Source organism: uncultured Sphingomonas sp. (assembly GCF_964250165.1).
In the GTDB taxonomy this organism is placed as follows: Bacteria; Pseudomonadota; Alphaproteobacteria; order Sphingomonadales; family Sphingomonadaceae; genus Sphingomonas.
This window is the reverse complement of the sequence record NZ_CAXUEK010000011.1, coordinates 1-20,254: the sequence shown is the minus strand read 5'-3', so window position 1 is coordinate 20,254 and position 20,254 is coordinate 1. Positions and strand designations below refer to the sequence as shown.

Sequence of the window (20,254 nt, the reverse complement as noted above, 5' to 3'; positions counted from 1 at the left end):
GGCGCGCCTCACGCGACCAGGTTCACCAGCCGGTCGGGCACCACCACCACCTTGCGCGGGCTCCGGCCTTCGAGCAGGCGCGCCACCTTGTCGCTGGCGAGCGCCGCTGCCTCCAGCGCCTCGCGCGGCTCGCCGCGGGGCCGGGTGAGCGTGTCGCGCAGCTTGCCGTTGACCTGGATGGCGATCGTCACCTCATCCTCGACCAGCAGCGCCGCATCCACCTTCGGCCAGGGCGCATCGGCGATCAGCCCGGTGGCGCCCGACGCCGCCCAGGCCTCCTCGGCGAGGTGCGGCGCCATCGGCGCGACGAGGAGCATCAGCGCGCGGGTCGCCGCGTCGCGCGAGACGGACGGGGTCGCGCGCTCGATCGCGTTGACCAGCTCGTAAAGCTTGGCCACCGCCTTGTTGAAGGCGAGCGCTTCGATATCGGCCGCCACGCCGGCGATCGTCTGGTGGAGCTTGCGGTCGAGCGCGCCGTCGCTGCCGCCGGGATCATCGGTCGCTTCGGCCGCGCACAGCCGCCAGAGCCGCTGGACGAACCGCCACGCGCCCTCGATGCCGTTCTCCGACCATTCCAGGTCGCGCTCGGGCGGGCTGTCCGAAAGGAGGAACCAGCGCACCGCGTCCGCGCCGTACTGATCGACGATCGGCTCGGGATCGACGGTGTTCTTCTTCGACTTGGACATCTTCTCGGTACGGCCGACCGTCACCGGCCGGCCGGTGTCGCGGTCGACGACGCCCTCGTCGCGGCGCTCGATCTGCTCGGGGGAGAGCCAGATCGGCGCGAGTCCGTCAGCGGCAGGCGGGAAGGAATAGGTCTCGTGCGTCACCATGCCCTGGGTGAACAGGCCCGCGAAGGGCTCGGCGATGTCCAGCTTGCCGAGATGCTGCAGCGCGCGGGTCCAGAAGCGGGCGTAGAGCAGGTGCAGGATCGCATGCTCGACGCCGCCGATATACTGGCCGACCGGCAGCCAGCGCTCGGCGGTCGCGCGGTCGAACGGCCGGTCCTGCGGCTGGCTGGCGAAGCGGATGAAATACCAGGAGGAATCGGCGAAGGTGTCGAGCGTGTCGGTCTCGCGCGTCGCCGCGCCGCCGCATTGCGGGCAGGCGACGTGCTTCCAGGTCGGGTGCCGATCGAGCGGGTTGCCGGGGGTGGCGAAGTCCACATCTTCGGGCAGCACGACGGGCAGCTGCTCGCGCGGCACGGGCACGACACCGCATGCGGCGCAGTGGATCACCGGAATCGGCGTGCCCCAGTAACGCTGGCGCGAGACCCCCCAGTCGCGCAGGCGGAACACCGTAGCGGCCTCGCCCCAGCCGCCGTCCTCGGCGCGGGCGATCACCGTGCGCTTGGCGTCGGCGATGTCCATGCCGTCCAGGAAATGCGAGTTCACCAGTGAACCCGGGCCGGTATAGGCCGTGTCGCCGGCGAAGACGGGCGCGTCCTCGTCGCCGTCCGACACGACGCGCTTGACGGGCAGGCCGTATTTGCGCGCGAAATCGAGGTCGCGCTGGTCGTGCGCGGGCACGCCGAACACCGCACCCGTGCCATATTCCATCAGCACGAAATTGGCGATGTAGACGGGCAGCCGCCAATCGGGGTCGAGCGGATGCTGCGCCGTCAGCCCGGTGTCGAAGCCCAGCTTCTCCTGCGTCTCCAGCTCGGCCGCGGTGGTGCCGCCCTCCTTGCAGCGGGCGATGAACGCCGCCGCTTCGGGCGAGCGCGCGGCCAGCGCCTGCGCCACCGGGTGATCGGCGGCGACCGCGACGAAGCTGGCGCCGAAGATGGTGTCGGGGCGGGTGGTGAAGACCTCGACCCGCCCATCGTCAGACAGCGCGAAGCGGAAGCGCAGGCCTTCGCTCCTGCCGATCCAGTTCTCCTGCATCAGCCGGACCTTGTCGGGCCAGTCCTTGAGCTCGCCCAGGCCGGCGAGCAGCTCGTCGGCGAACGCGGTGATCTTCAGGAACCACTGCGACAGGTTGCGCTTCTCCACGACCGCGCCCGAGCGCCAGCCGCGGCCGTCGATCACCTGCTCGTTGGCGAGCACGGTGCGGTCGACCGGGTCCCAGTTGACCGGCGACTCCTTGCGATAGACCAGCCCGGCCTGAAAGAAATCGAGGAACAGCGCCTGTTCGTGGCCGTAATATTCCGGCTCGCAGGTGGCGAACTCGCGGCTCCAGTCGATCGCGAAGCCGAAACGGCGGAGCTGCGCGCGCATCGTCGCGATGTTCTGGCGAGTCCAGGCGCCGGGATGGACGCCGCGCTCGATCGCCGCATTCTCGGCCGGCATGCCGAACGCGTCCCACCCCATCGGGTGCAGCACCTCGCGCCCCTGCATCCGCCAGAAGCGCGCGAGCACGTCCCCCATGACGTAGTTGCGGCCATGGCCGACATGGATGCGCCCCGACGGATAGGGAAACATCTCGAGCACATAGCCCCGCGGCTTGGGCGAATCGTCGTCCGCGACGAACGTCCGCCGCTCGTCCCACACCCGCTGCCAGTGCGCGTCGGCCTTCAGCGCATTGAAGCGCGGCGGCTGGGCCATGCGCCGCTAGCCGGCGACGGCGGCGCGGCGCAGGTCGCGGGCGCGGGTGAGGATGATGTCCTCCAGCTTCTGCGTCGTCGCCGCCTGGACGGGCGCGGACACCCACTGCCCGCCCTGGCTGACCTGACGCAGCGCGGCGACGCGCACCGCATCGGCGCGCAGATCCTGGTCGAGGATCGAGACGGTGACCTTCATCCGCTCGGTCGGGACCTGCGGGTTCACATACCAGTCGGTGACGATGACGCCGCCGTTGGAGTCGGTCTGCACCAGCGGCATGAACGACAGCGTGTCGAGCGTCGCGCGCCACAGATAGGAATTGACGCCGATCGTCGTCACCTTGGAGGCGGCGAGGTCCGCCTTGGGCCGGCTGCCGCCGCCGCTGCACGCCGCGAGCGGCAGGAGCGCGAGCGCCAGAACGAGGGTAGGCGACGAGCGGAACATCGGCTGAGGTCTTCCTGTGATGACCTGGCGGCTCTACAGGCGCGCTGGCGGGCTCGCAAGTTCGCGCCGTCTGTGCGGATTCTGCCACAGTTCACAAGATTTCGCGAAGGTCCATACCCGGCGCGCGCCGAAGCGTTATATGGCGGCAAGAACAGTCGAGTCCGACGGGAAACGGATGTGGTCGCCAAGGGCATCATGATTGCGATCGGGGCCGGGGCGCTTGCCGCCGCCGGCGCGCTCGCCATGCCTGCGACCGGTCCGCTGGCGCCGGGCAAGGTCGCGCGGCATGCGCCTGCGGCCGCTCCGGCCCTGGCCTTCACGCCGGCGGCCGCCGATCCGCGCCTGGCGGCGGTGTTCGCGCGGGGCGGGCTGGATACGGTCGGCTTCCGGTTCACGCCCGCCGAGGCGCATCGCGACAATCGCGCCGTGACGGTGGTGGCGCGGGCGCGGACCGGCAAGGCCGACACCCGCCTGGCGGCCGAGCCGCTGGTCGGCATCGCCCCGATCGCCTACAATCTCGGCGTCGGCGTGGGCTGGCGGCGGTTCGGCATCACCGGCGATGTCGGCAAGGTCGATCTGGCCGGTCAGCCCGGCGGGCGCGAGGCGGCCGATGTGACGGTCAGCTATTCGGGCAGCCGCGTGACGGGCCGCGTCAAGGGCGTGGTCGACCGCGCGCTGGCCGATGTGCCCGCGGCGCTCACGACGGCCGATCACAGCTATGCGCTCGACGTCGGCGGCTCCTATCGCCTGACCCGCAACATGGATCTCACCGCGGGCGTCCGCTACCGCACCGATCGCGACCGGCTGGTCCGGCTGGACGACGACCGGCGCGACAGCCAGGCGGTGTATGTGGGGACGGCTTTCCGGTTCTGATGAGCGCGGCGAAGCCGCGCTCATCAGAACATCGACGGAAAGCCCGGCCGGCGTAGCGCAGCGATGACCGACGACGCGGCTTCGCGGCGGGCCACCCTCAAGCATTACCTTCTTGATGGTGGGTATCAGATCGGACCGGTTGCGCCTGGATCCGGCTTCCGCCGGGGATGCAGATCAAGAGTGGCCGATCAGCCCTCGTTCCACGCGTCGATTCCCGCCCACCCGTCGAACCCGAACCGCCTGATCCGGCGCCAGCGTCGCCCGTCCATCCCGCCCAGCGCGATCACCGTCCGCCCGAGCCCGCGCGCGATCCGGGCCGCCCTGGCCGGGCCGAGCGCCGCCGCACCGGGATGCGAGCGCGTCGGATAGACCGGCGAGACGAACACCAGCGCCGCGCCCGCGCGGACGGCGGCGATCGCCTGCCGTCGGTCGTGCGCCGGCCAGCTCCGTAGCCCGCCCCCGCGCCCCGGCCCGTGCACGCCGGCCGCGCCGGGCAGCCGCGCGCGGGCGCTCAGCACCATCAGCCGCCGCGCCGCGCCGAGCCGGCGCACCGCCACGAACAGCCGCAGCCGCTCGCGTCGCGGCGTGGCATAGTGACGAAAGACCACGCCCGACCCCGGCGGCAGGCGGCGCGCGGCCGCGATCGGGTCGGCGCGTTCGTCGGTCATCAGCCAGACGGAAGGGTGGCGCGCGCGCATCGCCGGCCTATAGCGCCGCCCATGCCCCCCGACACCCGCCTGACCGACATCCGCGACCGCATCGCGCGCGCCGCGCGGCTCGCCGGGCGCGAACCGAGCGCGGTGACGCTGGTGGCGGTCAGCAAGACGCACCCCGCCGACGCGATCGCGCCGCTGCTCGCGGCCGGCCAGCGCGACTTCGGCGAGAACCGGGTGCAGGAGGCGGCGGCGAAATGGCCGGCCCTGCGCGAGCGCTGGCCCGACGCCCGGCTGCACCTGATCGGGCAGCTCCAGTCGAACAAGGCCGCGGACGCGGTGGCGATGGCCGACACGATCCACGTCGTCGACCGGCCGTCGCTGGTCGCGGCGCTGGCACGGGCGATGGATCAGGCGGGCCGGCGGCCGGACTGCTTCCTCCAGGTCAATATCGGCGACGAGGCGCAGAAGGGCGGCTGCGCGATCGCCGAACTGCCGGCGCTGCTGGCGGCGGTGCGCGCGGCCGCGCTGCCGCTGGCGGGGCTGATGTGTCTGCCGCCCGCGGGCGTCGAAGCGGCGCCGTATTTCGCGCTGCTGGCGAAGCTGGCGCGCGATCACGGGGTGACGGGTCTCAGCATGGGCATGTCCGACGATTTCGAGACCGCGGTGATGCTGGGCGCGACGCATGTGCGGGTCGGCTCGGCGCTGTTCGGGGCGCGCGCGTGAACCACGACGCGCTCCTGTTCGATTTCGACGGCGTGCTGATCGAGAGCGAATATGCCGGCAACCGCCAGATCGCCGACTATCTGACCGGCATCGGCCATCCGACCACGCCCGAGCAGTCGATGGCGCACTTCATGGGGCTGGCGGGCGCGGATTTCCTCGCCGCGGTCGAGCGCTGGATCGGCCGCCCGCTGCCCGACAGCTTCCATACCGCGCGCCAGGTCGAGGACGAGCGCGCCATGGCCGAGGGGATCGGCGCGGTGGCGGGCGCGGTCGCCTTCGTCCGCGCGCTGCCGCCGGCGTTGCCCAGGGCGGTGGTGTCGTCGAGCAACACGCGGTGGATCCGCCGGCACCTCGACCATATCGGCCTCGCCGGCGCGTTCGGCGACCACCTCTATTCGGGCCGCGAGCATGTCGCGCGCGGCAAGCCCGCGCCCGACCTCTATCTGTTCGCGGCGGCGCGGCTCGGCGTCGCGATCGAGCGGTGCGCGATCATCGAGGACTCGCCGGTCGGCGCGACCGGGGCGGTGGCGTCGGGCGGCCATGTCATCGGGCTGTGCGCCGGCTCGCACTGCGCCGCCGATCATGGCGCGCGGCTCAAGGCGCTGGGCGTCGACGCGGTGGCGGCGGACTTCGACGAGGTGCGCGCGCTCCTAGCGCTTTGAGCGTAGCCGCGCCGCGATGCCCGCCACCGCGTCATAGGGCAGCGCCGCCGCCTCGCGCAGCGCCATGCGCCAGTGCAGCCGGCGCGGGCCGCGCCGCGGCAGCGGCACCGGCCGGGCGCGGACGCCGAACAGCCCGAACAGCATCCGTACGCGCGGCTGGTGATAGGCGTCGGTGCAGGCCAGGCAGTCCGCATAGCCCTGCGCATGGAAGACGGCCGCGGCGGCGCGCACGCTCTGCAGCGTGTCGCGGCTCTCCTCGTCCAGCTGCAGGCGCTCGGCCGAGACCGCGCCGGCGAGCAGCGCCGCCATCACCGCCGCTTCTGATGGCCCGAACCGCCCTATCCCGCCGGTGAGGAACAGGTCGACGCTCGGATCGGCCTGGGCGACCGCGGCCGCATAGCCGACGCGCCGCGCCAACGTCGCGCTCGCGCTGCCGTCCGGCCGCACCGCCGCGCCGAACACGACGACGAGGCGCCTAGCGGGCGACGCGGTAGTGATAGGGATAGACATCGACGAAGCCGAGCGAGCGATAGAGCGAACGCGCCACGGTGTTCGCGGCCAGCACCTGCAGCATCGCCTCGCCGCAGCGCTGCTCACGCGCCCAGCCGAGCAGCCCCGCGACGAGCCGTCGACCGAGCCCGCGACCCCGGGCGTGCGGCGCGACAACGATGTCGGAAAGCTGCGCCCGGCCGCCGCCGATGCTGGCATAACCGGACGCGACCGTCTGGCCGTCTTCATCGATCGCCGCCAGGGCCAGCGGGCCGGGAATGGCGGCCAGCAGCTTCGCCTGCACCGCCGCCGCGGCGGGCGATCGGCCGCTCAGCGGCTCTACCCGCGCCAGCCAGTCGGCGTCGGCGCGGGCGGCCAGCCTGACGCCGGGCTCGACCGGATGCGACGAAACCGGGGCGACCATGGTCAGCGAATGGTCGATCGCCGCGAATCCCCGCGCGTCCAGCATGGCGTCGGCATGGCTGTCCGCCAGCGGCGTCAGCCGGAAGCGGCAGGGCAGGGCATGGGCGGCGTAAAGCCGCTCCGCCGCCGCCATGGCAGGCAGCACGGACGCATTCGCCACCAGCGGATTGGCGGAGTTGACCCGCTTGGTCTCGCCGCCGCTGACGCGCAACGTCCAGTCGCCGACCCGCTCTTCCCGCAACGCCGGCAGCGCCGCGCGGCCGCTTGCCTCCAGGATGGCGACGCGCGCCAGGTCCATCACAGCTGGTGGCCCGTGCGATCGCGCTTGGTGGCGAGATAGCGGGCGTTGTGCGGGTTGGGCGGCAGGTGGTGCGGCACGCGCTCCGGGACGGCGATGCCGGCCGCTTCGAGCCCCGCCACCTTGGCCGGATTGTTGGTGAGCAGGCGCACCTGCCGCTGGCCGAGCAGACCGAGCATCCGCGCCGCGACACGGAAGTCGCGCGCGTCCACCGCGAAGCCGAGCCGGATGTTGGCATCGACGGTGTCGAAGCCCTGATCCTGCAGCTGATAGGCGCGCAGCTTGTTGACGAGGCCGATGCCGCGCCCCTCCTGACGCAGATAGAGCAGGATGCCCCAGCCGCTCGCCGCGATGGCGCGGATCGCCGCATGCAGCTGCGGCCCGCAATCGCATTTGAGGCTGCCGAGCACGTCGCCGGTCAGGCATTCGCTGTGGATCCGCACCAGCGGCGGCTTGCCCGTAGGCTGCCCGATCAGCAGTGCGACATGCTCGTCGGCGCTCTCCGGCGAGCGGAAGGCGACGATCTCCGCATCCTCGGCGCCCTCCACCGGCAGCCGCGCGCGGGTGGCGATGGTGAGGCGGCCGGCATCCTCGTGCGCGTCGATGTCGACGGCGGTGATCGCCACCTCCGGCGCGGCGGCGCCGCCGACGAAGAAGGCGGGGAGCAGCCCCGCGATGCGCGCCAGCCGCAGCGCCGCCGCCGCGCCGGGGAGCGGCGTGATGGTACGATACGGCCCCTTGAGCGGCGTCGCGAGGTCGAGCTGCGGGTCGGCCAGCGCCGTCGCGCCCGCCAGGTCGAGCCAGGGCGCGCGCTCGACCAGCACGGGCTGGTCGGGATCGGCGGCGGCGAGCTGGTTCGCGAGCTTCAGCGTCGCCGCGCGTCCGGCGGAGATCAGCACCGCCGCTTCGCCGGCGGGGTCGAACGCGGCGAGCCGGCCGGCGTCGGCGGTCTCGACCGCCAGCAGCGGCGTCCCCTCGACCGCGATCGGCCAGCCGCGCCGGAGCGCGTCGATGGCGCGGGCGGCCGCGCGCGCGTCCATCACCAGGCGAACTCGGTCATGATCGGGACGTGGTCGCTCGGCTTGAGCCAGCTGCGGCACTCCTCGAACACGTGATGCGCGCGGGCGGTGGCGGCGACGTCGGCGGTCGCCCATTGGTGATCGAGCCGCCGGCCCCGGTCCGACGCCGCCCAGTCCTTCGCGCGGTAGCTCCACCAGGTGTAGAGCCGCGCCGGCGGCGGGCTGAAATGGCGGCCGAGATCGACCCAGCTGTTCGATGCCTGGAGGCGGCCGAGTGCCGCCACCTCGACGGGCGTGTGGCTGACGACGCCGAGCAGCTGCTTGTGGCTCCAGACGTCCGCTTCGAGGGGGGCGATGTTGAAGTCGCCGACCAGCAGCGTCGGCTGGTCCAGCGCCGCGGACCAGCGCGTCATGCGTTCGATGAAATCGAGCTTCTGGCCGAACTTCGGGTTGAGCTCGCGATCGGGGACGTCACCGCCGGCCGGGACGTAGACGTTCTCCAGCCGCACGCCGTTCGCCAGCCGCACCCCGACATGGCGCGCCTCACGGTTGGCCTGCCAGTCGAGGCGGTCATCCGCCGCCACGGGCACGCGGCTGATGATCGCGACGCCATGATGCATCCGCTGGCCGTGGATGATGACATGCGGATAGCCGAGCGCCTCGAACGGCGCGACCGGGAAGTCGGCGTCGATCACCTTGGTCTCCTGGAGGCACAGGATGTCGGGTGCGGCCTCGCGGAGGAAGCGCGCCACGATGTCGAGCCGGAAGCGAACCGAATTGATGTTCCAGGAGACGATCTTCACGGGGGCGATGTAGGAAGTTTTCGCGTTGCGGTCACGTCGCGGCGAAGCCGCGCCGTCGGTCGTCAGCGGGCTGACGCCGGCCGTGCTTGCGCGTCTTGCGGCCAGCTGCGCTGGTCGCATGCGCGCTACGCAGAAAGGCCCTCGCTCCGGGGGCGGGAGCGAGGGCCGACCTAGCGTTCGTCACGCAGGCGGGAAAGGACAGGCCGGGCAACAGGGGGAAAATCCCGGACCGCACCGTTTCCGCCACGACCCCTTAGATAAGCTATCCTGTCATTTGTATGAACGCGACATCACCCCCGGCCGGAAACGCCTTTCCGCGGGTCGTTCCAGCGAAATGTCTCGTCACCGATGGCGCCGCCAAAGCGTTGATTCGCAAGCTGAACCGTGGTGCGATTGTTCTGGCTGTCGATCGCCACCCAGCCCTGCAGCGCCAGCCCCGCCGGTCCGCCGCCGGTGCGCGCGAAGTACAGCGTGATGCGACCATATTCCGGGTGCTTGGGATCGTTCGCTGCCAGCACGAGCTGCTGCGCGGTGCTCCCCGGGGCGACATGCGCATAGCGACCGAGGTTGCGCGACGGATCGAGCAGCACGCCCAGCGGCGAGTTCTTCACCGGCCAGCGCTGCACCTGCCTGACCGAATAGTCGATGAAGGTCAGCGCGCCGCCGTCCGCGACGATCAGCAGCGGCACCCCCTTCTGATACTGGAAGCGGATGCGGCCGGGCTGCTTCATCGACATGGTGCCGGTCAGGATCCGGCCGTTGCGATCCGTCTGGGTGAAATCGGCGACCATGGTCGTCAGCCCGCGCAGGTGCTGCTGCACCAGCGCCAGCTCGCCGGTCGGCTGCGAGGCGGGCGCGGCCGCGACGACCGCGAGCGGCGCGACGGCGGCGAGGATGGCAAGCTTCAAGGAATGATCTCCTGTGTGGCCGCCTCCCTGACGCGGCGGCGTTGAATGCGCTCTGAACCATAGCGTCTTTCCGTTTGCCACGCGCTGAGGCAGGATCGTGGGAGCCGGCAGGGAGACGTGACGCTTGAGACGTTGGGGATCGTTGTTCGTCTCTTTGGCGGGACTTGCGGCCGCGCCGGCCGTTGCCGGCTCCTGCCAGGTCGGGCGCATCGCCGAGCTGCCGGTCACCATGCAGGGCCTGCGGCCGATCGTCGCCGCCGAGATCAACGGGCATGACGCGCCCTTCATCCTGGACAGCGGTGCGTTCTTCAGCACCATCTCCCCCGGCGTCGCCAAGGCGCTGGAGCTGACGCTGGAGCCTCTCCCCGGCTTCCATCTGCGCGGGATCGGGGGCTCGAGCGAGGCGGCGGCGACCAGGGTCGCCCGCTTCACGCTCGCCGGCATCGTCATCCCCAACGTGCAGTTCGTGGTCGGCGGCAGCGACGTCGGGCAGACCGGGCTGCTCGGGCAGAACGTGCTGGGGCTGGCGGACGTCGAGTACGATCTGCCCGGCGGCGCGGTGCGGCTGTTCCGGCCCAAGGGCTGCGAGCGCTTCGGGATGGCCTATTGGACGGAAGGCAAGCCGGCCTTCACCGTCGACGTGCAATCGCTCGATACCGCGGGACGGCACACGGTGGCGCAGGTCGAGCTGGACGGCGCCAAGCTGCAGGCGACGTTCGACACCGGCGCGCCGACCACGGTCGTGTCCCTGCGTGCGGCGGCCCGCGCCGGCGTGAGGCCGGGCGGCCCCGGCGTCGCGCCGGCGGGCTGGTCGAGCGGGCTCGGCAGCCGCGTGACGCAGGGCTGGCGCGCCCATTTCGACCTGCTCAGGATCGGCTCGGAGGAGCTCCACAACGTCCGGCTGCACATCGCCGACCTGCCGCCGGAGATCGATATGCTGATCGGCGCCGACTATTTCGTCTCGCACCGCGTCTACGTGTCGAACGCGCAGCATCGGCTGTACTTCACCTATACCGGCGGCCGGCTCTTCGACACGGGCGCGCGTATCGATGCGAACGGGCCGGTCGCCGCGGCGGGCGGGCGTGGCGATGCGGCGCCCACCGATGCGGCAGGGTTCAGTGCGCGCGGTGCGATGTATCGGACGCAGCGCGACCTGCCGCACGCGCTCGCCGACGTTTCGCGGGCGATCGAGCTGGCGCCCGGGGAGGCGAGCTACCCCTATCAGCGCGCGATCATCGATCTCGAGCTGGGGCGGCCGGCGCCGGCGATGGCGGACCTGGACAAGGCCTTGAGCCTCGCGCCGGACGATGCGCGTGCGCGGCTGCTGCGCGCGCAGGTGGCGATGCGGACCGGGCGTCGGGAGCCGGCGCTCGCCGATCTCGACCGGCTGGCGACGGCGCTGCCGCGGACCGACATGGCGCGGCTCGCGGTCGGCCGGCTCTACACGGCGGCCGACGCCTTCCCGCGGGCGATCGCCCAGCTCGATCTGTGGCTGGACACCCACCCGGGCGATGCGCGGCGCGCCGAGGCGCTGAACGAGCGGTGCTGGGCGCGGGCGCTGGCCGGACAGGATCTCGCCAAGGCGCGGGCGGACGGGGCGGCGGCCGTCAGGCTCAACCCCGCCGATCCGAGTTATCGCGACAGCCGCGCGCTGGCGGAATTGCGGCTCGGCGATCTCGATGCGGCGCTGGCCGACTATGACGCGGTCCTCGCGATCAATCCGCGCCAGGCCTGGTCGCTCTACGGCCGCGCCGTGATCGAGCGGCGCAGGGGGCAGACGGACGAGGCGGACAGGGACCTGGCCGCGGCCGCCGCGATCGAGCCCCGCCTGCCCGAACGGGCGAAGCGCTACGGGATCGAGTGATCGCGTTCGCGTCGGTCGGTTCGCACAGTAAGCGTCTCGACGATGGATTCTTATCCGAACTGAAGCACGCAGCGGCCGGTTCGATCCAGCACTACGTCGCACCGTGCAAGCACGTCTATCCCGAGCACGGCTTGGAAGGCGGTGTCATCGGTCAGTTCAAAGCCTGTAAGGTCGTCGAACACGAATGGAAACGATTGGGCTTGAGGGAAGCCCACGCGGAACAGATACCGTTCGGATAGAACAATGCCGCCCGCCGTGATGATTGGCTGCTTGCCTATTGACGGCAGATCGAGCGAACCAGCGATGGCGCGGGATACGCCGCAAGAACTGGCGCCGGTGTCGAGCAATGCCGTCACCGTTTGATTCGTCAGATCGGTCGCGGGCGCCGGCTTGAGAACGAGGACGTTGAGGAGGATGCGGCGGCCCGTGCGCCGCCACTCATAGATCGATCGGCTCGTCCGTCACCTCCTGAATGGAGAACAGGCCATCGCTGTAACTTGCCAGTCCCGCGCGGTAGGCTTCTCCGGCAGCGTCGTAATAGCCGATGATCGCACGGTCGCGCATCAACGCGTATCGGTCTCTGTGCACGGACAGGATCGAGCTCAACTGCCGCTGAAACGCGTCGTAATTTTGGTCGATCTGTTGACGCTGCGCCATTGAAGTCATGGTGCTTCTCCTCAGTGGAGCTGAGCCGGCGATCGGCCCAAGAGCAAGGGACTCAAACGCAATGCGCGGCAAGGCGAATCCGATCCGCGCCCGGCCGAATCAGATCGCGTGCCCCTCCGCGTCGCGCAGGACCTCGCGGCGGCCGACATGGTCGGGGCGGCCGACGATGCCGTCCTTCTCCATCCGTTCGATGAGGCGCGCGGCGGAGTTGTAGCCGATACGGAGCTGGCGCTGGAGCCAGCTGGTCGACGCCTTGCGCGATTCGCACACCAGCTGGATGGCGGCGCGGTATTGCTGGTCTTCGGCGGTGTCCTCGCCGGTCGGCGCGCCTTCCAGCGCGAAGCCTTCGGCCGGCTCCTCGGTCACCGCCGACTCATAGTCGGGCTGTCCCTGCGCGCGCCAGAAATCGGCGACCGCGCGCACCTCGTCGTCCGAGACGAAGGGGCCGTGGACGCGGACGATGCCCTTGCCGCCGGGCATGTAGAGCATGTCGCCGCGGCCGAGCAGCTGCTCGGCGCCCTGCTCGCCCAGGATCGTGCGCGAATCGATCTTGGAGGTGACGTGGAAGGAAATGCGGGTCGGCAGGTTCGCCTTGATGACGCCGGTGATGACGTCGACCGACGGCCGCTGCGTCGCCATGATGAGGTGAATGCCGGCCGCGCGCGCCTTCTGCGCCAGGCGCTGGATGAGGAACTCGACCTCCTTGCCCGCCGTCATCATCAGGTCGGCGAGCTCGTCGACCACCACCACGATCTGCGGCAGCGGCGCATAGTCGAGCTGCTCCTCCTCGTAGAGCGGCTGGCCGGTATCGGGATCGTAGCCGGTCTGGACGCGGCGGCCGAGCCGCTGGCCCTTCGCCTTGGCCGCGCGCACCTTGTCGTTGAAGCCGGCGAGGCTGCGCACGCCGACCGACGACATCTGCCGGTAGCGGTCCTCCATCTGCTCCACCGCCCATTTCAACGCGCGCACCGCCTTGGCGGGGTCCGTCACCACGGGGGACAACAGATGGGGGATGTCGTCATAGACGCTGAGTTCCAGCATCTTGGGATCGATCATGATCATCCGGCACTGGTCGGGCGTCAGCCGGTAGAGCAGCGACATGATCATGCAGTTGAGCCCGACCGACTTGCCCGAGCCGGTGGTGCCCGCGACCAGCAGGTGCGGCATCGGCGCGAGATCGGTCACGACGGGATCGCCGGCGATGTTCTTGCCCAGCACCAGCGGCAAGCTGGCGTTCTGGTCTTCGAAGCTCTGGCTCGCGACCAGTTCGCGCAGGACGACGCCCTCGCGCCTGGCGTTGGGCAGCTCGATGCCGATGACGTTGCGCCCGGCGATGACCGCGACGCGCGCCGACACCGCGCTCATGTTGCGGGCGATGTCGTCGGCGAGCGCGATGACGCGGCTCGCCTTGATGCCCGGCGCGGGCTCCAGCTCGTACATCGTCACGACCGGGCCGGGGCAGACCTTGGTGATCGCGCCTTCGACCTTGAAGTCGCCGAGCACGTTTTCGAGCAGGCGGGCGTTGCGGTCGAGCGCGGCCTTGTCGATCGCGCCCCTGGGCGCCGGCGGCGGCTCGGCGAGCAGCTCGACGGGCGGCAGCGTGTAGCTGTGGCCGAGATCGAGCTTCTCCTGCCGCGGCTTGGGCCTGGCGGCGGACGGCGCCACCTGGCGATCGGCGATGATCGGCGCGGGGCGCGGATCGGGCGTGGCGACCGCGCGCGGCTCGACGGGCCGGCGCGTGAGCGTCAGCGGTTCCTCGTCCGCCGGTGCGGCCAGGCGCGCCGGGCGCGCACCGCGCCGCCAGCGCAGATCGGCCCATTCGATCTCCAGCGCCCGCGCCCAGACGATCACGCCCGCGACGCCGGCGGTGATGCCCAGCGCGACCACGCCCCAGCGTTCGACCGCCTCCTGGCCGCTCAGCGCCAGCAGCTGCCGCGCGCCGCCGGCGACCAGCAGGCCGATTGCGCCACCCCAGCCGCCGGGCAGGCGGAACACCGCCGCGTTCGAGACGAAGGCGAGCGCGACGGCCATCAGCGCGACGCCGATCAGCGCCTGGCGGAGCATGCGGCGCCATGGCCCCGCCGGCAGATCGCGCCACAGCCGCAGCGCCACCACAGGGGCGATCGGCACCAGCAGGGCGACGGCGGGCCCGAACAGCATCAGCAGCAGGTCCGCCGTCCAGGCCCCGGGCGCACCCAACAGATTGTGGACCTGCTCGCCCGCGGCGGTGTCGAGCGCGGCGTCACGGCTGTCGAAGCTGAGCAGCGCCAGCGCGACCGCGAGCGTCAGCGCGAACAGCGCGACCGCAGCCGCCAGCGCGCCCGAACGCACCGCGCCCGCCCGCACCGTCTCGCGCCACAGCACCGGCTGGGCTCGGCTCGCCATGTCATCACCCCCAAAAACCGTTCCAAATCATCGCTTGCGGCGAGTCCGGCGTCAAGACGGCCACGATTGGCACGCGGCGGTGGGCCGGATAGAGGCGCGCTATGGACAAGGACGTCATCATCCTCGGCGGCGGGCTGGTCGGCGCGACGCTGGCACTGGCGCTCGACGCGCATGGGCTGACCGCGACGGTGGTCGACCCGGCCGATCCGGCGGTGACGCTGGCGCCCGGCTTCGACGGTCGTGCCTCCGCGGTGGCAAGCGCGAGCGGGCGGATGCTCGACGCGATCGGGGTCGGCGCGCGCCTGGCGGGCAAGGGCTGTCCGATCGCGGCGATCCGGGTCAGCGACGGGTTGCGACCCGGCGCGCTCGATTTCGTGCCCGACGCGGACGACGGCGCGCTGGGCGTCATGTACGAGAACCGGCTGCTCCGGCGCACCGTGTTCGAGGCGGCGAGCGTGGCGGCGGGCGTCGACCTGCGGATGCGGACCCGCGCCGTGGCGGTCGAGCGCCACGCGGCGGGCGTGACGGCGACGCTCAGCGACGGCACGGCCGTGCGCGCGCCGCTGCTGGTCGCGGCGGAGGGGCGGAACTCGCCGACGCGCGAGGCGGCGGGGATCAAGGTGGCGCGCTGGCGCTACGATCATGCCGCGATCGTCGGCGCGTTCCACCACGAGAAGCCGCACGGCAATGTCGCGTTCGAGATCTTCTACCCGTCCGGCCCGTTCGCGCTGCTGCCGCTGCCCGACGATGACGAGGGCCATCGCTCGGCGATCGTGTGGACGGTGGACGCGGCCGCCGGGCCGGCGATGCTGAAGCTGGGCGATCGCGGGTTCCTGGCGGAGGCGGAGCAGCGGATGGGCGGGCTGCTCGGCGCGCTGTCGGGCGCGAGTCCGCGCGCGACCTACCCGCTCGGCTTCCACCATGCCGCGCGGATCACCGCGGAGCGGCTGGTGCTGGTCGGCGACGCCGCGCACGGCATCCATCCGATCGCGGGGCAGGGGCTGAACCTCGGCTTCCGCGACGTGGCGGCGCTGGTGGAGGTGCTGGTCGAGGGCAAGCGGCTCGGGCTCGATCTCGGTGATGCGCAACTCCTCGCGCGCTATCAGCGCTGGCGCGGGCTGGACACGTTCATGATCGCCTGGGCGACCGATTCACTCACGCGGCTGTTCGGTATCAAGGGGCGCACCGCCAGCGCCGTGCGCCGCTTCGGAATCTCGCTGGTCGATGCCGTCCCCCCGCTGAAGGATCGCTTCATGGCTGAGGCTCGGGGCGAGAGCGGCGCATTGCCCAAGCTGTTGCACGGCAGGACCGTCTGATCGCGTCGTCTGGGTAGCTCTTGGTACTGTCATAGCAGACTGCAGTCGCCCTGCCCTAACGAAGTGTTCGTCGATACAGTTAAGCTTCTCGCAAGGATCTATTCCGAGCTTAATCTTTTCGGTAATTGACTTTTATTATTGAGATTCCCGGGAACTCCTGATTTTTCAACGCGTATGAAGTTCCCGCAGGAAGGGGATAGACGATGCTCAACCGTGGCAAGCGCGAACAACGTGTCGTCATAGTCGACGATTCCCGCACGACCCGCGCGGTCCTGGAGGCGGTCCTGGATGCTTCGACGGCATTCAGGGTCGTCGGCGTCGCCAGCGATGCACCGTCGGCGGCGAAGATGGTCGCCGATCTGAAGCCGGACCTCGTGACGATCGATCTGTGCATGCCCTATATCGACGGGGCGGGCTTGCTGGCGATGCTTGCCGGCCAGAACGACGTCTGCAAGGTCGTGATTTCAGATCATGCGGCGAGCAGCATGGCGATGGTGACCCGCTTGCGGAACGCCGGCGCGGCGACGTGCATCGCGAAGCGCGACATCGCGGCCGACCCGGCCGCCTTCGTCAGGACGATGCAAGGCATCGCCGCGTCGTTCCGGCGGCCCGGCGCCCTTCCCCGCTCGGTGCCGTCGGATCACGAGGGCGCGCTCCGCGCGATGCCCTATCGTGGCCTGCGCCGGGCGTTGCCCTTCGGCTATCCGATCCCGAAGGACGAGGCCGAGCGGCTGGATTACCTCGCGCGCAAGCATCTCGCCAATGCGGAGCGCGAACGCCAGTTCGATCTCATCACCGGTCATGTCGCGCAGCTGTCGACGTTTCCGATGTGTCTCATGACGTTCATCGACCGGGACACGCAGTGGCTGAAATCGGCTTACGGCTTGGCAGGCAGTTCGACGCCGCGCTGCGAGGCGTTCTGCAACTATACCATCGCCCAGGACGACTGCTTCGTGGTGCGCAATGCGGCGAACGACCCGGCCTTCGCCACCAACCCGCTGGTCACGGGCGATCCGCAGATCAGGACCTATGTCGGCCACCCCATCGTCACCCAAGAGGGCATCCATGCTGGTGCGCTGTGCGTCATCGACAAGAAGGTGCGCCTGGTCACCGACACCCTGAAGGCGGAGCTCAAGGGCATGGCGGAGATCGCCGCCGAGACCTTGAACCGTCGTCCGCTGCTCGCCGCCTGATCAAGGCGCCTGGTCAGGGATCAGCGGCCGTGCGGCCTCCATCAGCATGACCGGGACGCCGTCGCGGATCGGGTAGGCGACGCGCGCGGCGTCGGAGATCAGCTCCTGGGCCGCGGCGTCGTAGCGCAGTGGCTGGCGCGTGAGCGGGCAGACGAGCTTGGCGAGGAGCCAGGGGTCGGGCGCCATTTCAGTCCTTCCCCGCCAGCGCGGTGGCGGACTTGATGATGTTCACTGCAACGTCACCCGATCGTCGCCGTCGTGACGGCCGAAGAAGTGGAGGAGCTGGATGATCAGCTCGGCGCGGGTCTCCAGATCCGGCGCTTCGAGGAGCGCCTGCTTGGCGGCGGCGTCGAAGGGGGCGATCTGGGCGATGCCGTTGACGAGGCGCTCGTCGTCGAGCCGGCCGACCTGATCCCAGTCGACCTGATATTCCTGCGCCTCGGCGAAGCGGCGGCTCTCCGCCTCCAGCGACGCGCGCCGGCCGAGCGACAGCGTCTCGTCCTCGCCGACCGGCAGCAGCTCGGCCTCGATCTGGCGGAAGGCCGTGGCGACATCGAGCTCGCGCACGACGCGGAACAGCGCGACGCCTTCGAGGATGAGATTGTAGCGACCGTCGTCGAGCGCCTCCACCTCGGCGATGCGGCCGACGCAGCCGAGATCGAACAGCGGCGGCCTCGCCTCCTCGCGGTCGCGGATCAGGCGCGGCTGGATCATGCCGATGCGCCGGTCGCGCGCCATCGCATCGCCGACCAGCGCCCGGTAGCGCGGCTCGAACACGTGCAGCGGCAGGTGCATGCCCGGGAACAGCAGCGCGCCGGGCAGTGGGAAGATGGACAGCCGCGTGGTGGTGGCGCCGGTCGATGCGGGGGCGGGCGTCATCCGAACAGCGCCGCCGACAGGCGCCGCCGCTGGGCGGACACCCAGGGGTCCATCAGCCCGACCACCTCGAACAGCTTGAGCAGCTGCGCGCGGGCGGCGCCCTCGTTCCAGTCGCGCTCGACGCCGATGATGTGGAGCAGGCCGTCCGCGGCGGCGTCGCGATCGCCCGCCGCCATCTGCGCGTTGGCAAGATCGAAGCGGGCCTGGAGGTCGTCGGGCCGCGCCTCGACCGCCGCGACCAGCGGCGCGAGGTCGTCGACGGGCGGCGCCGCGCGCGCGAGGTCGATCGCGGCGCGCGCGCGGGCGATGCCGGGGTCCTTCGCCAGCTCCTCCGGCAGCGCGGCGATCGCCGCCTCGGCTTCGCCATGTCGGCCGGCCGCGACCAGCGCGCGGATGCGGCCGGACTGCACCGCCGTGTGTTCGGGCACCATCTCGGCCAGCTGATCGAAGATCGAGAGCGCGCGCTCGCCGTCGCCCTCGGCCAGCACGCCCTCGCCCATCGCGATCAGCGGCTCCAGCTCGGCGTCCTGCCCGGCCGCGTCCGATCCGACCGGCAGCTGCTTCAGCAACTGGTCGAGCAGCGTCTTGAGCTGCGATTCGGTGCGGGCGCTCGTCAGGTCGGCGACCAGCTGGCCCCCGAACATCGCGTAGACGGTCGGGATCGTGCGGATCTGGAATTGCTGGGCGATGAACTGGTTCTTGTCGGTGTCGACCTTGGCCAGCACCACGCCCTTGTCGGCATAGGCGGCGGCGACCTTCTCCAGCACCGGCGTCAGCTGCTTGCACGGCCCGCACCATTCCGCCCAGAAATCGATGATGACGAGGCTCGTCATCGACGGCTCGACCACGTCGCGGCGGAACTGCTCGACGGCGTCCTTCTGGGCGGGCGAGAGACCGAGGGTAGAGGCCAAGGGAAGCTCCTGAACGGGGTTAGCCGCTATGTGGGGCGGAACGCACGGCGCGCCAAGGGCGGGTGGATCCGGGCCAAGTCATGCTTGCCCCCGCGCGGTTGCCGAACCGGCCGACGCGACCCAGCTAGGCGGTCCATCACAGGAGCATTCCCATGCAGATCGAAGGCGCCGTGGCGCTCGTCACCGGAGCCAATCGCGGGCTCGGCCGCCGGTTCGCGCAACAGCTCGTCGCGCGCGGCGCGGCGAAGGTCTATGCGGCCGTGCGCGACCCCTCCGCGCTCGATCTGGAGGGTGTCGAGCCGCTGCGGCTCGACATCACCGATCCGGGGTCGGTGCGCGCCGCGGCGGCGCAGGCGGGCGACGTCGCGATCCTGGTCAACAACGCCGGCATCGCGACCGGCGCGAACCTGGTGACGGGCGATCCCGACGCGATCCGGGCGGAGATGGACACGCACTTCTTCGGCACGCTTCACATGGTGCGCGCCTTCGCGCCGGTGCTGGCGGCCAATGGCGGCGGCGCGATCCTCAACGTGCTGTCGGCGCTGTCCTGGTTCAGCTATGACGGCGGCACCGCCTATTGCGCGGCGAAGTCGGCGGAATGGAGCCTGACCAACGGCATCCGGCTGGAACTGGCGAAGCAGGGCACGCTGGTGACGGCGCTGCACCTGGGGCTGACCGACACCGACATGACCAAGGGCATGAGCGGGCCGAAGAACGATCCAGCCGACGTCGCACGCGCCGGGCTCGACGGGATCGCCGCCGGGCTGATCGAGGTGCTGGCCGACGACGCGAGTCGGCGCGTGAAGGCGGCGCTCAGCGGCGACCCTGCGGCGCTGTATCCTGGCGTGGTGCGGGGCTGATGCGCTGCCCCGGGTGACCTGCTCAGCCCGTCACTTGCCCTGTGCGCGCCAGCGCTGGATCGTGCGCTGGATGATGCCTTCCTCCCCGCCGGTGTCGCGCCACAGCTTCGAGAACAGCGGGTCGTCGGACGCCGGGCGCTTCGTCTCCTCCAGCCCGTCGAACGACAGGCGGACGGGGATGGTGACGCCCTCGCCCGAGATGATGCACTCGCGGTTGCGCAGCGCCGGGATCGAATCGAGGAAGCCGCGTGCGCCCTCCGGCATGGCGGCGCGCACGAACGCCTGGTCGCGCTCGTTGTTGAGGCGCATCGCGATGATGGTGCCGCATTGCGACAGCAC

General features: G+C 71.0%; 21 protein-coding genes and 1 pseudogene. 7 read left to right on the top strand and 15 right to left on the bottom strand.

Annotation, left to right across the window (positions count from 1 at the left end; all coding sequences use genetic code 11):
- Window positions 1–8 precede the first annotated feature (8 nt).
- Both leuS and ACFE64_RS03895 read right to left on the bottom strand, forming a co-directional pair.
- Entirely contained in the window at window positions 9–2,546 is a 2,538-nt protein-coding gene (leuS, locus tag ACFE64_RS03900) for a leucine--tRNA ligase (RefSeq protein WP_375391144.1), read from the bottom strand.
- Window positions 2,547–2,552: 6 nt separating this feature from the next.
- Window positions 2,553–2,987, bottom strand: a complete 435-nt coding sequence (locus ACFE64_RS03895; RefSeq protein WP_375391143.1) for a DUF3576 domain-containing protein — start codon at window positions 2,985–2,987, stop codon at window positions 2,553–2,555.
- 177 nt (window positions 2,988–3,164) lie between these two features.
- Between ACFE64_RS03895 and ACFE64_RS03890 the strand changes: the two genes are divergently transcribed.
- A complete protein-coding gene (locus ACFE64_RS03890; protein ID WP_375391142.1) occupies window positions 3,165–3,860 on the top strand; it encodes a hypothetical protein in 696 nt (231 codons plus the stop codon).
- Between the two features lie 188 nt (window positions 3,861–4,048).
- Here the strand turns inward: ACFE64_RS03890 and ACFE64_RS03885 are convergent, their stop codons facing one another.
- Window positions 4,049–4,528, bottom strand: coding sequence for a thiamine phosphate synthase (locus ACFE64_RS03885; protein ID WP_375391141.1), 480 nt, complete (start codon window positions 4,526–4,528; stop codon window positions 4,049–4,051).
- A gap of 51 nt (window positions 4,529–4,579) precedes the next feature.
- Here ACFE64_RS03885 and ACFE64_RS03880 point away from each other — a divergent pair, with 51 nt between their 5' ends.
- Entirely contained in the window at window positions 4,580–5,239 is a 660-nt protein-coding gene (locus ACFE64_RS03880) for a YggS family pyridoxal phosphate-dependent enzyme (RefSeq protein ID WP_375391140.1), read from the top strand.
- Window positions 5,236–5,901, top strand: coding sequence for an HAD family hydrolase (locus tag ACFE64_RS03875; protein ID WP_375391139.1), 666 nt, complete (start codon window positions 5,236–5,238; stop codon window positions 5,899–5,901). Before ACFE64_RS03880 ends, ACFE64_RS03875 begins: the two co-directional genes overlap by 4 nt.
- Here ACFE64_RS03875 and ACFE64_RS03870 read toward each other — a convergent pair.
- The 5 genes from ACFE64_RS03870 to ACFE64_RS03850 form a co-directional block, all read right to left on the bottom strand.
- Complete coding sequence (locus ACFE64_RS03870; RefSeq protein WP_375391138.1) at window positions 5,890–6,411, bottom strand: YdcF family protein; 522 nt, start codon at window positions 6,409–6,411, stop codon at window positions 5,890–5,892. The genes ACFE64_RS03875 and ACFE64_RS03870 overlap by 12 nt on opposite strands.
- Window positions 6,377–7,111 (bottom strand): GNAT family N-acetyltransferase, encoded by a 735-nt coding sequence (locus ACFE64_RS03865; RefSeq protein WP_375391137.1) that lies wholly within the window; start codon window positions 7,109–7,111, stop codon window positions 6,377–6,379. The genes ACFE64_RS03870 and ACFE64_RS03865 overlap by 35 nt, the downstream gene beginning before the upstream one ends.
- Window positions 7,111–8,151 (bottom strand): GTP cyclohydrolase II, encoded by a 1,041-nt coding sequence (gene ribA, locus ACFE64_RS03860; protein WP_375391136.1) that lies wholly within the window; start codon window positions 8,149–8,151, stop codon window positions 7,111–7,113. The genes ACFE64_RS03865 and ribA overlap by 1 nt, the downstream gene beginning before the upstream one ends.
- The gene (locus tag ACFE64_RS03855; protein WP_375391135.1) at window positions 8,151–8,933 is read right to left on the bottom strand and encodes an exodeoxyribonuclease III; all 783 of its coding nucleotides are present in this window, start codon (window positions 8,931–8,933) and stop codon (window positions 8,151–8,153) included. The genes ribA and ACFE64_RS03855 overlap by 1 nt, the downstream gene beginning before the upstream one ends.
- A 290-nt stretch (window positions 8,934–9,223) precedes the next feature.
- Window positions 9,224–9,841 (bottom strand): outer membrane lipoprotein carrier protein LolA, encoded by a 618-nt coding sequence (locus tag ACFE64_RS03850; protein ID WP_375391134.1) that lies wholly within the window; start codon window positions 9,839–9,841, stop codon window positions 9,224–9,226.
- Between the two features lie 154 nt (window positions 9,842–9,995).
- On the opposite strand from ACFE64_RS03850, the gene ACFE64_RS03845 reads away from it, so the two are divergent.
- Window positions 9,996–11,705 carry a tetratricopeptide repeat protein gene (locus ACFE64_RS03845; protein WP_375391133.1) on the top strand — a complete coding sequence of 570 codons (1,710 nt, stop codon included), beginning with the start codon at window positions 9,996–9,998 and terminating at the stop codon, window positions 11,703–11,705.
- A 50-nt stretch (window positions 11,706–11,755) separates the two neighbouring features.
- Here the strand turns inward: ACFE64_RS03845 and ACFE64_RS03840 are convergent, their stop codons facing one another.
- The 3 genes from ACFE64_RS03840 to ACFE64_RS03830 all read right to left on the bottom strand — a co-directional run bounded on the left by ACFE64_RS03840 (window position 11,756) and on the right by ACFE64_RS03830 (window position 14,756).
- Entirely contained in the window at window positions 11,756–12,061 is a 306-nt protein-coding gene (locus ACFE64_RS03840) for a hypothetical protein (protein WP_375391132.1), read from the bottom strand.
- An 82-nt stretch (window positions 12,062–12,143) separates the two neighbouring features.
- On the bottom strand, window positions 12,144–12,371 hold the full coding sequence (locus ACFE64_RS03835; RefSeq protein ID WP_375391131.1) for a hypothetical protein: 228 nt from the start codon (window positions 12,369–12,371) through the stop codon (window positions 12,144–12,146).
- Window positions 12,372–12,470: 99 nt separating this feature from the next.
- Window positions 12,471–14,756: a DNA translocase FtsK gene (locus ACFE64_RS03830; RefSeq protein ID WP_375391130.1), complete on the bottom strand. Its 2,286-nt coding sequence runs from the start codon at window positions 14,754–14,756 to the stop codon at window positions 12,471–12,473.
- Window positions 14,757–14,857: 101 nt separating this feature from the next.
- Here ACFE64_RS03830 and ACFE64_RS03825 point away from each other — a divergent pair, with 101 nt between their 5' ends.
- The gene (locus ACFE64_RS03825) at window positions 14,858–16,072 is read left to right on the top strand and encodes a UbiH/UbiF/VisC/COQ6 family ubiquinone biosynthesis hydroxylase (protein ID WP_375391129.1); all 1,215 of its coding nucleotides are present in this window, start codon (window positions 14,858–14,860) and stop codon (window positions 16,070–16,072) included.
- Between the two features lie 203 nt (window positions 16,073–16,275).
- Window positions 16,276–17,265: a response regulator gene (locus tag ACFE64_RS03820; protein ID WP_375391128.1), complete on the top strand. Its 990-nt coding sequence runs from the start codon at window positions 16,276–16,278 to the stop codon at window positions 17,263–17,265.
- On the opposite strand, the gene ACFE64_RS03815 is transcribed toward ACFE64_RS03820, so the two are convergent.
- The 3 genes from ACFE64_RS03815 to ACFE64_RS03805 are packed head-to-tail and all read right to left on the bottom strand — an operon-like array spanning window position 17,266 to window position 19,055.
- Window positions 17,266–17,451, bottom strand: coding sequence for a Trm112 family protein (locus ACFE64_RS03815; protein ID WP_375391127.1), 186 nt, complete (start codon window positions 17,449–17,451; stop codon window positions 17,266–17,268).
- Between the two features lie 42 nt (window positions 17,452–17,493).
- Window positions 17,494–18,144, bottom strand: coding sequence for an LON peptidase substrate-binding domain-containing protein (locus tag ACFE64_RS03810; protein WP_375391126.1), 651 nt, complete (start codon window positions 18,142–18,144; stop codon window positions 17,494–17,496).
- On the bottom strand, window positions 18,141–19,055 hold the full coding sequence (locus ACFE64_RS03805; protein ID WP_375391125.1) for a tetratricopeptide repeat protein: 915 nt from the start codon (window positions 19,053–19,055) through the stop codon (window positions 18,141–18,143). The genes ACFE64_RS03810 and ACFE64_RS03805 overlap by 4 nt, the downstream gene beginning before the upstream one ends.
- Window positions 19,056–19,207: 152 nt before the next feature.
- On the opposite strand from ACFE64_RS03805, the gene ACFE64_RS03800 reads away from it, so the two are divergent.
- Entirely contained in the window at window positions 19,208–19,915 is a 708-nt protein-coding gene (locus ACFE64_RS03800; RefSeq protein WP_375391124.1) for an SDR family oxidoreductase, read from the top strand.
- Window positions 19,916–19,945: 30 nt separating this feature from the next.
- Here the strand turns inward: ACFE64_RS03800 and ACFE64_RS03795 are convergent.
- Window positions 19,946–20,254, bottom strand: a pseudogene (locus ACFE64_RS03795) (ATPase); the annotation flags it as partial.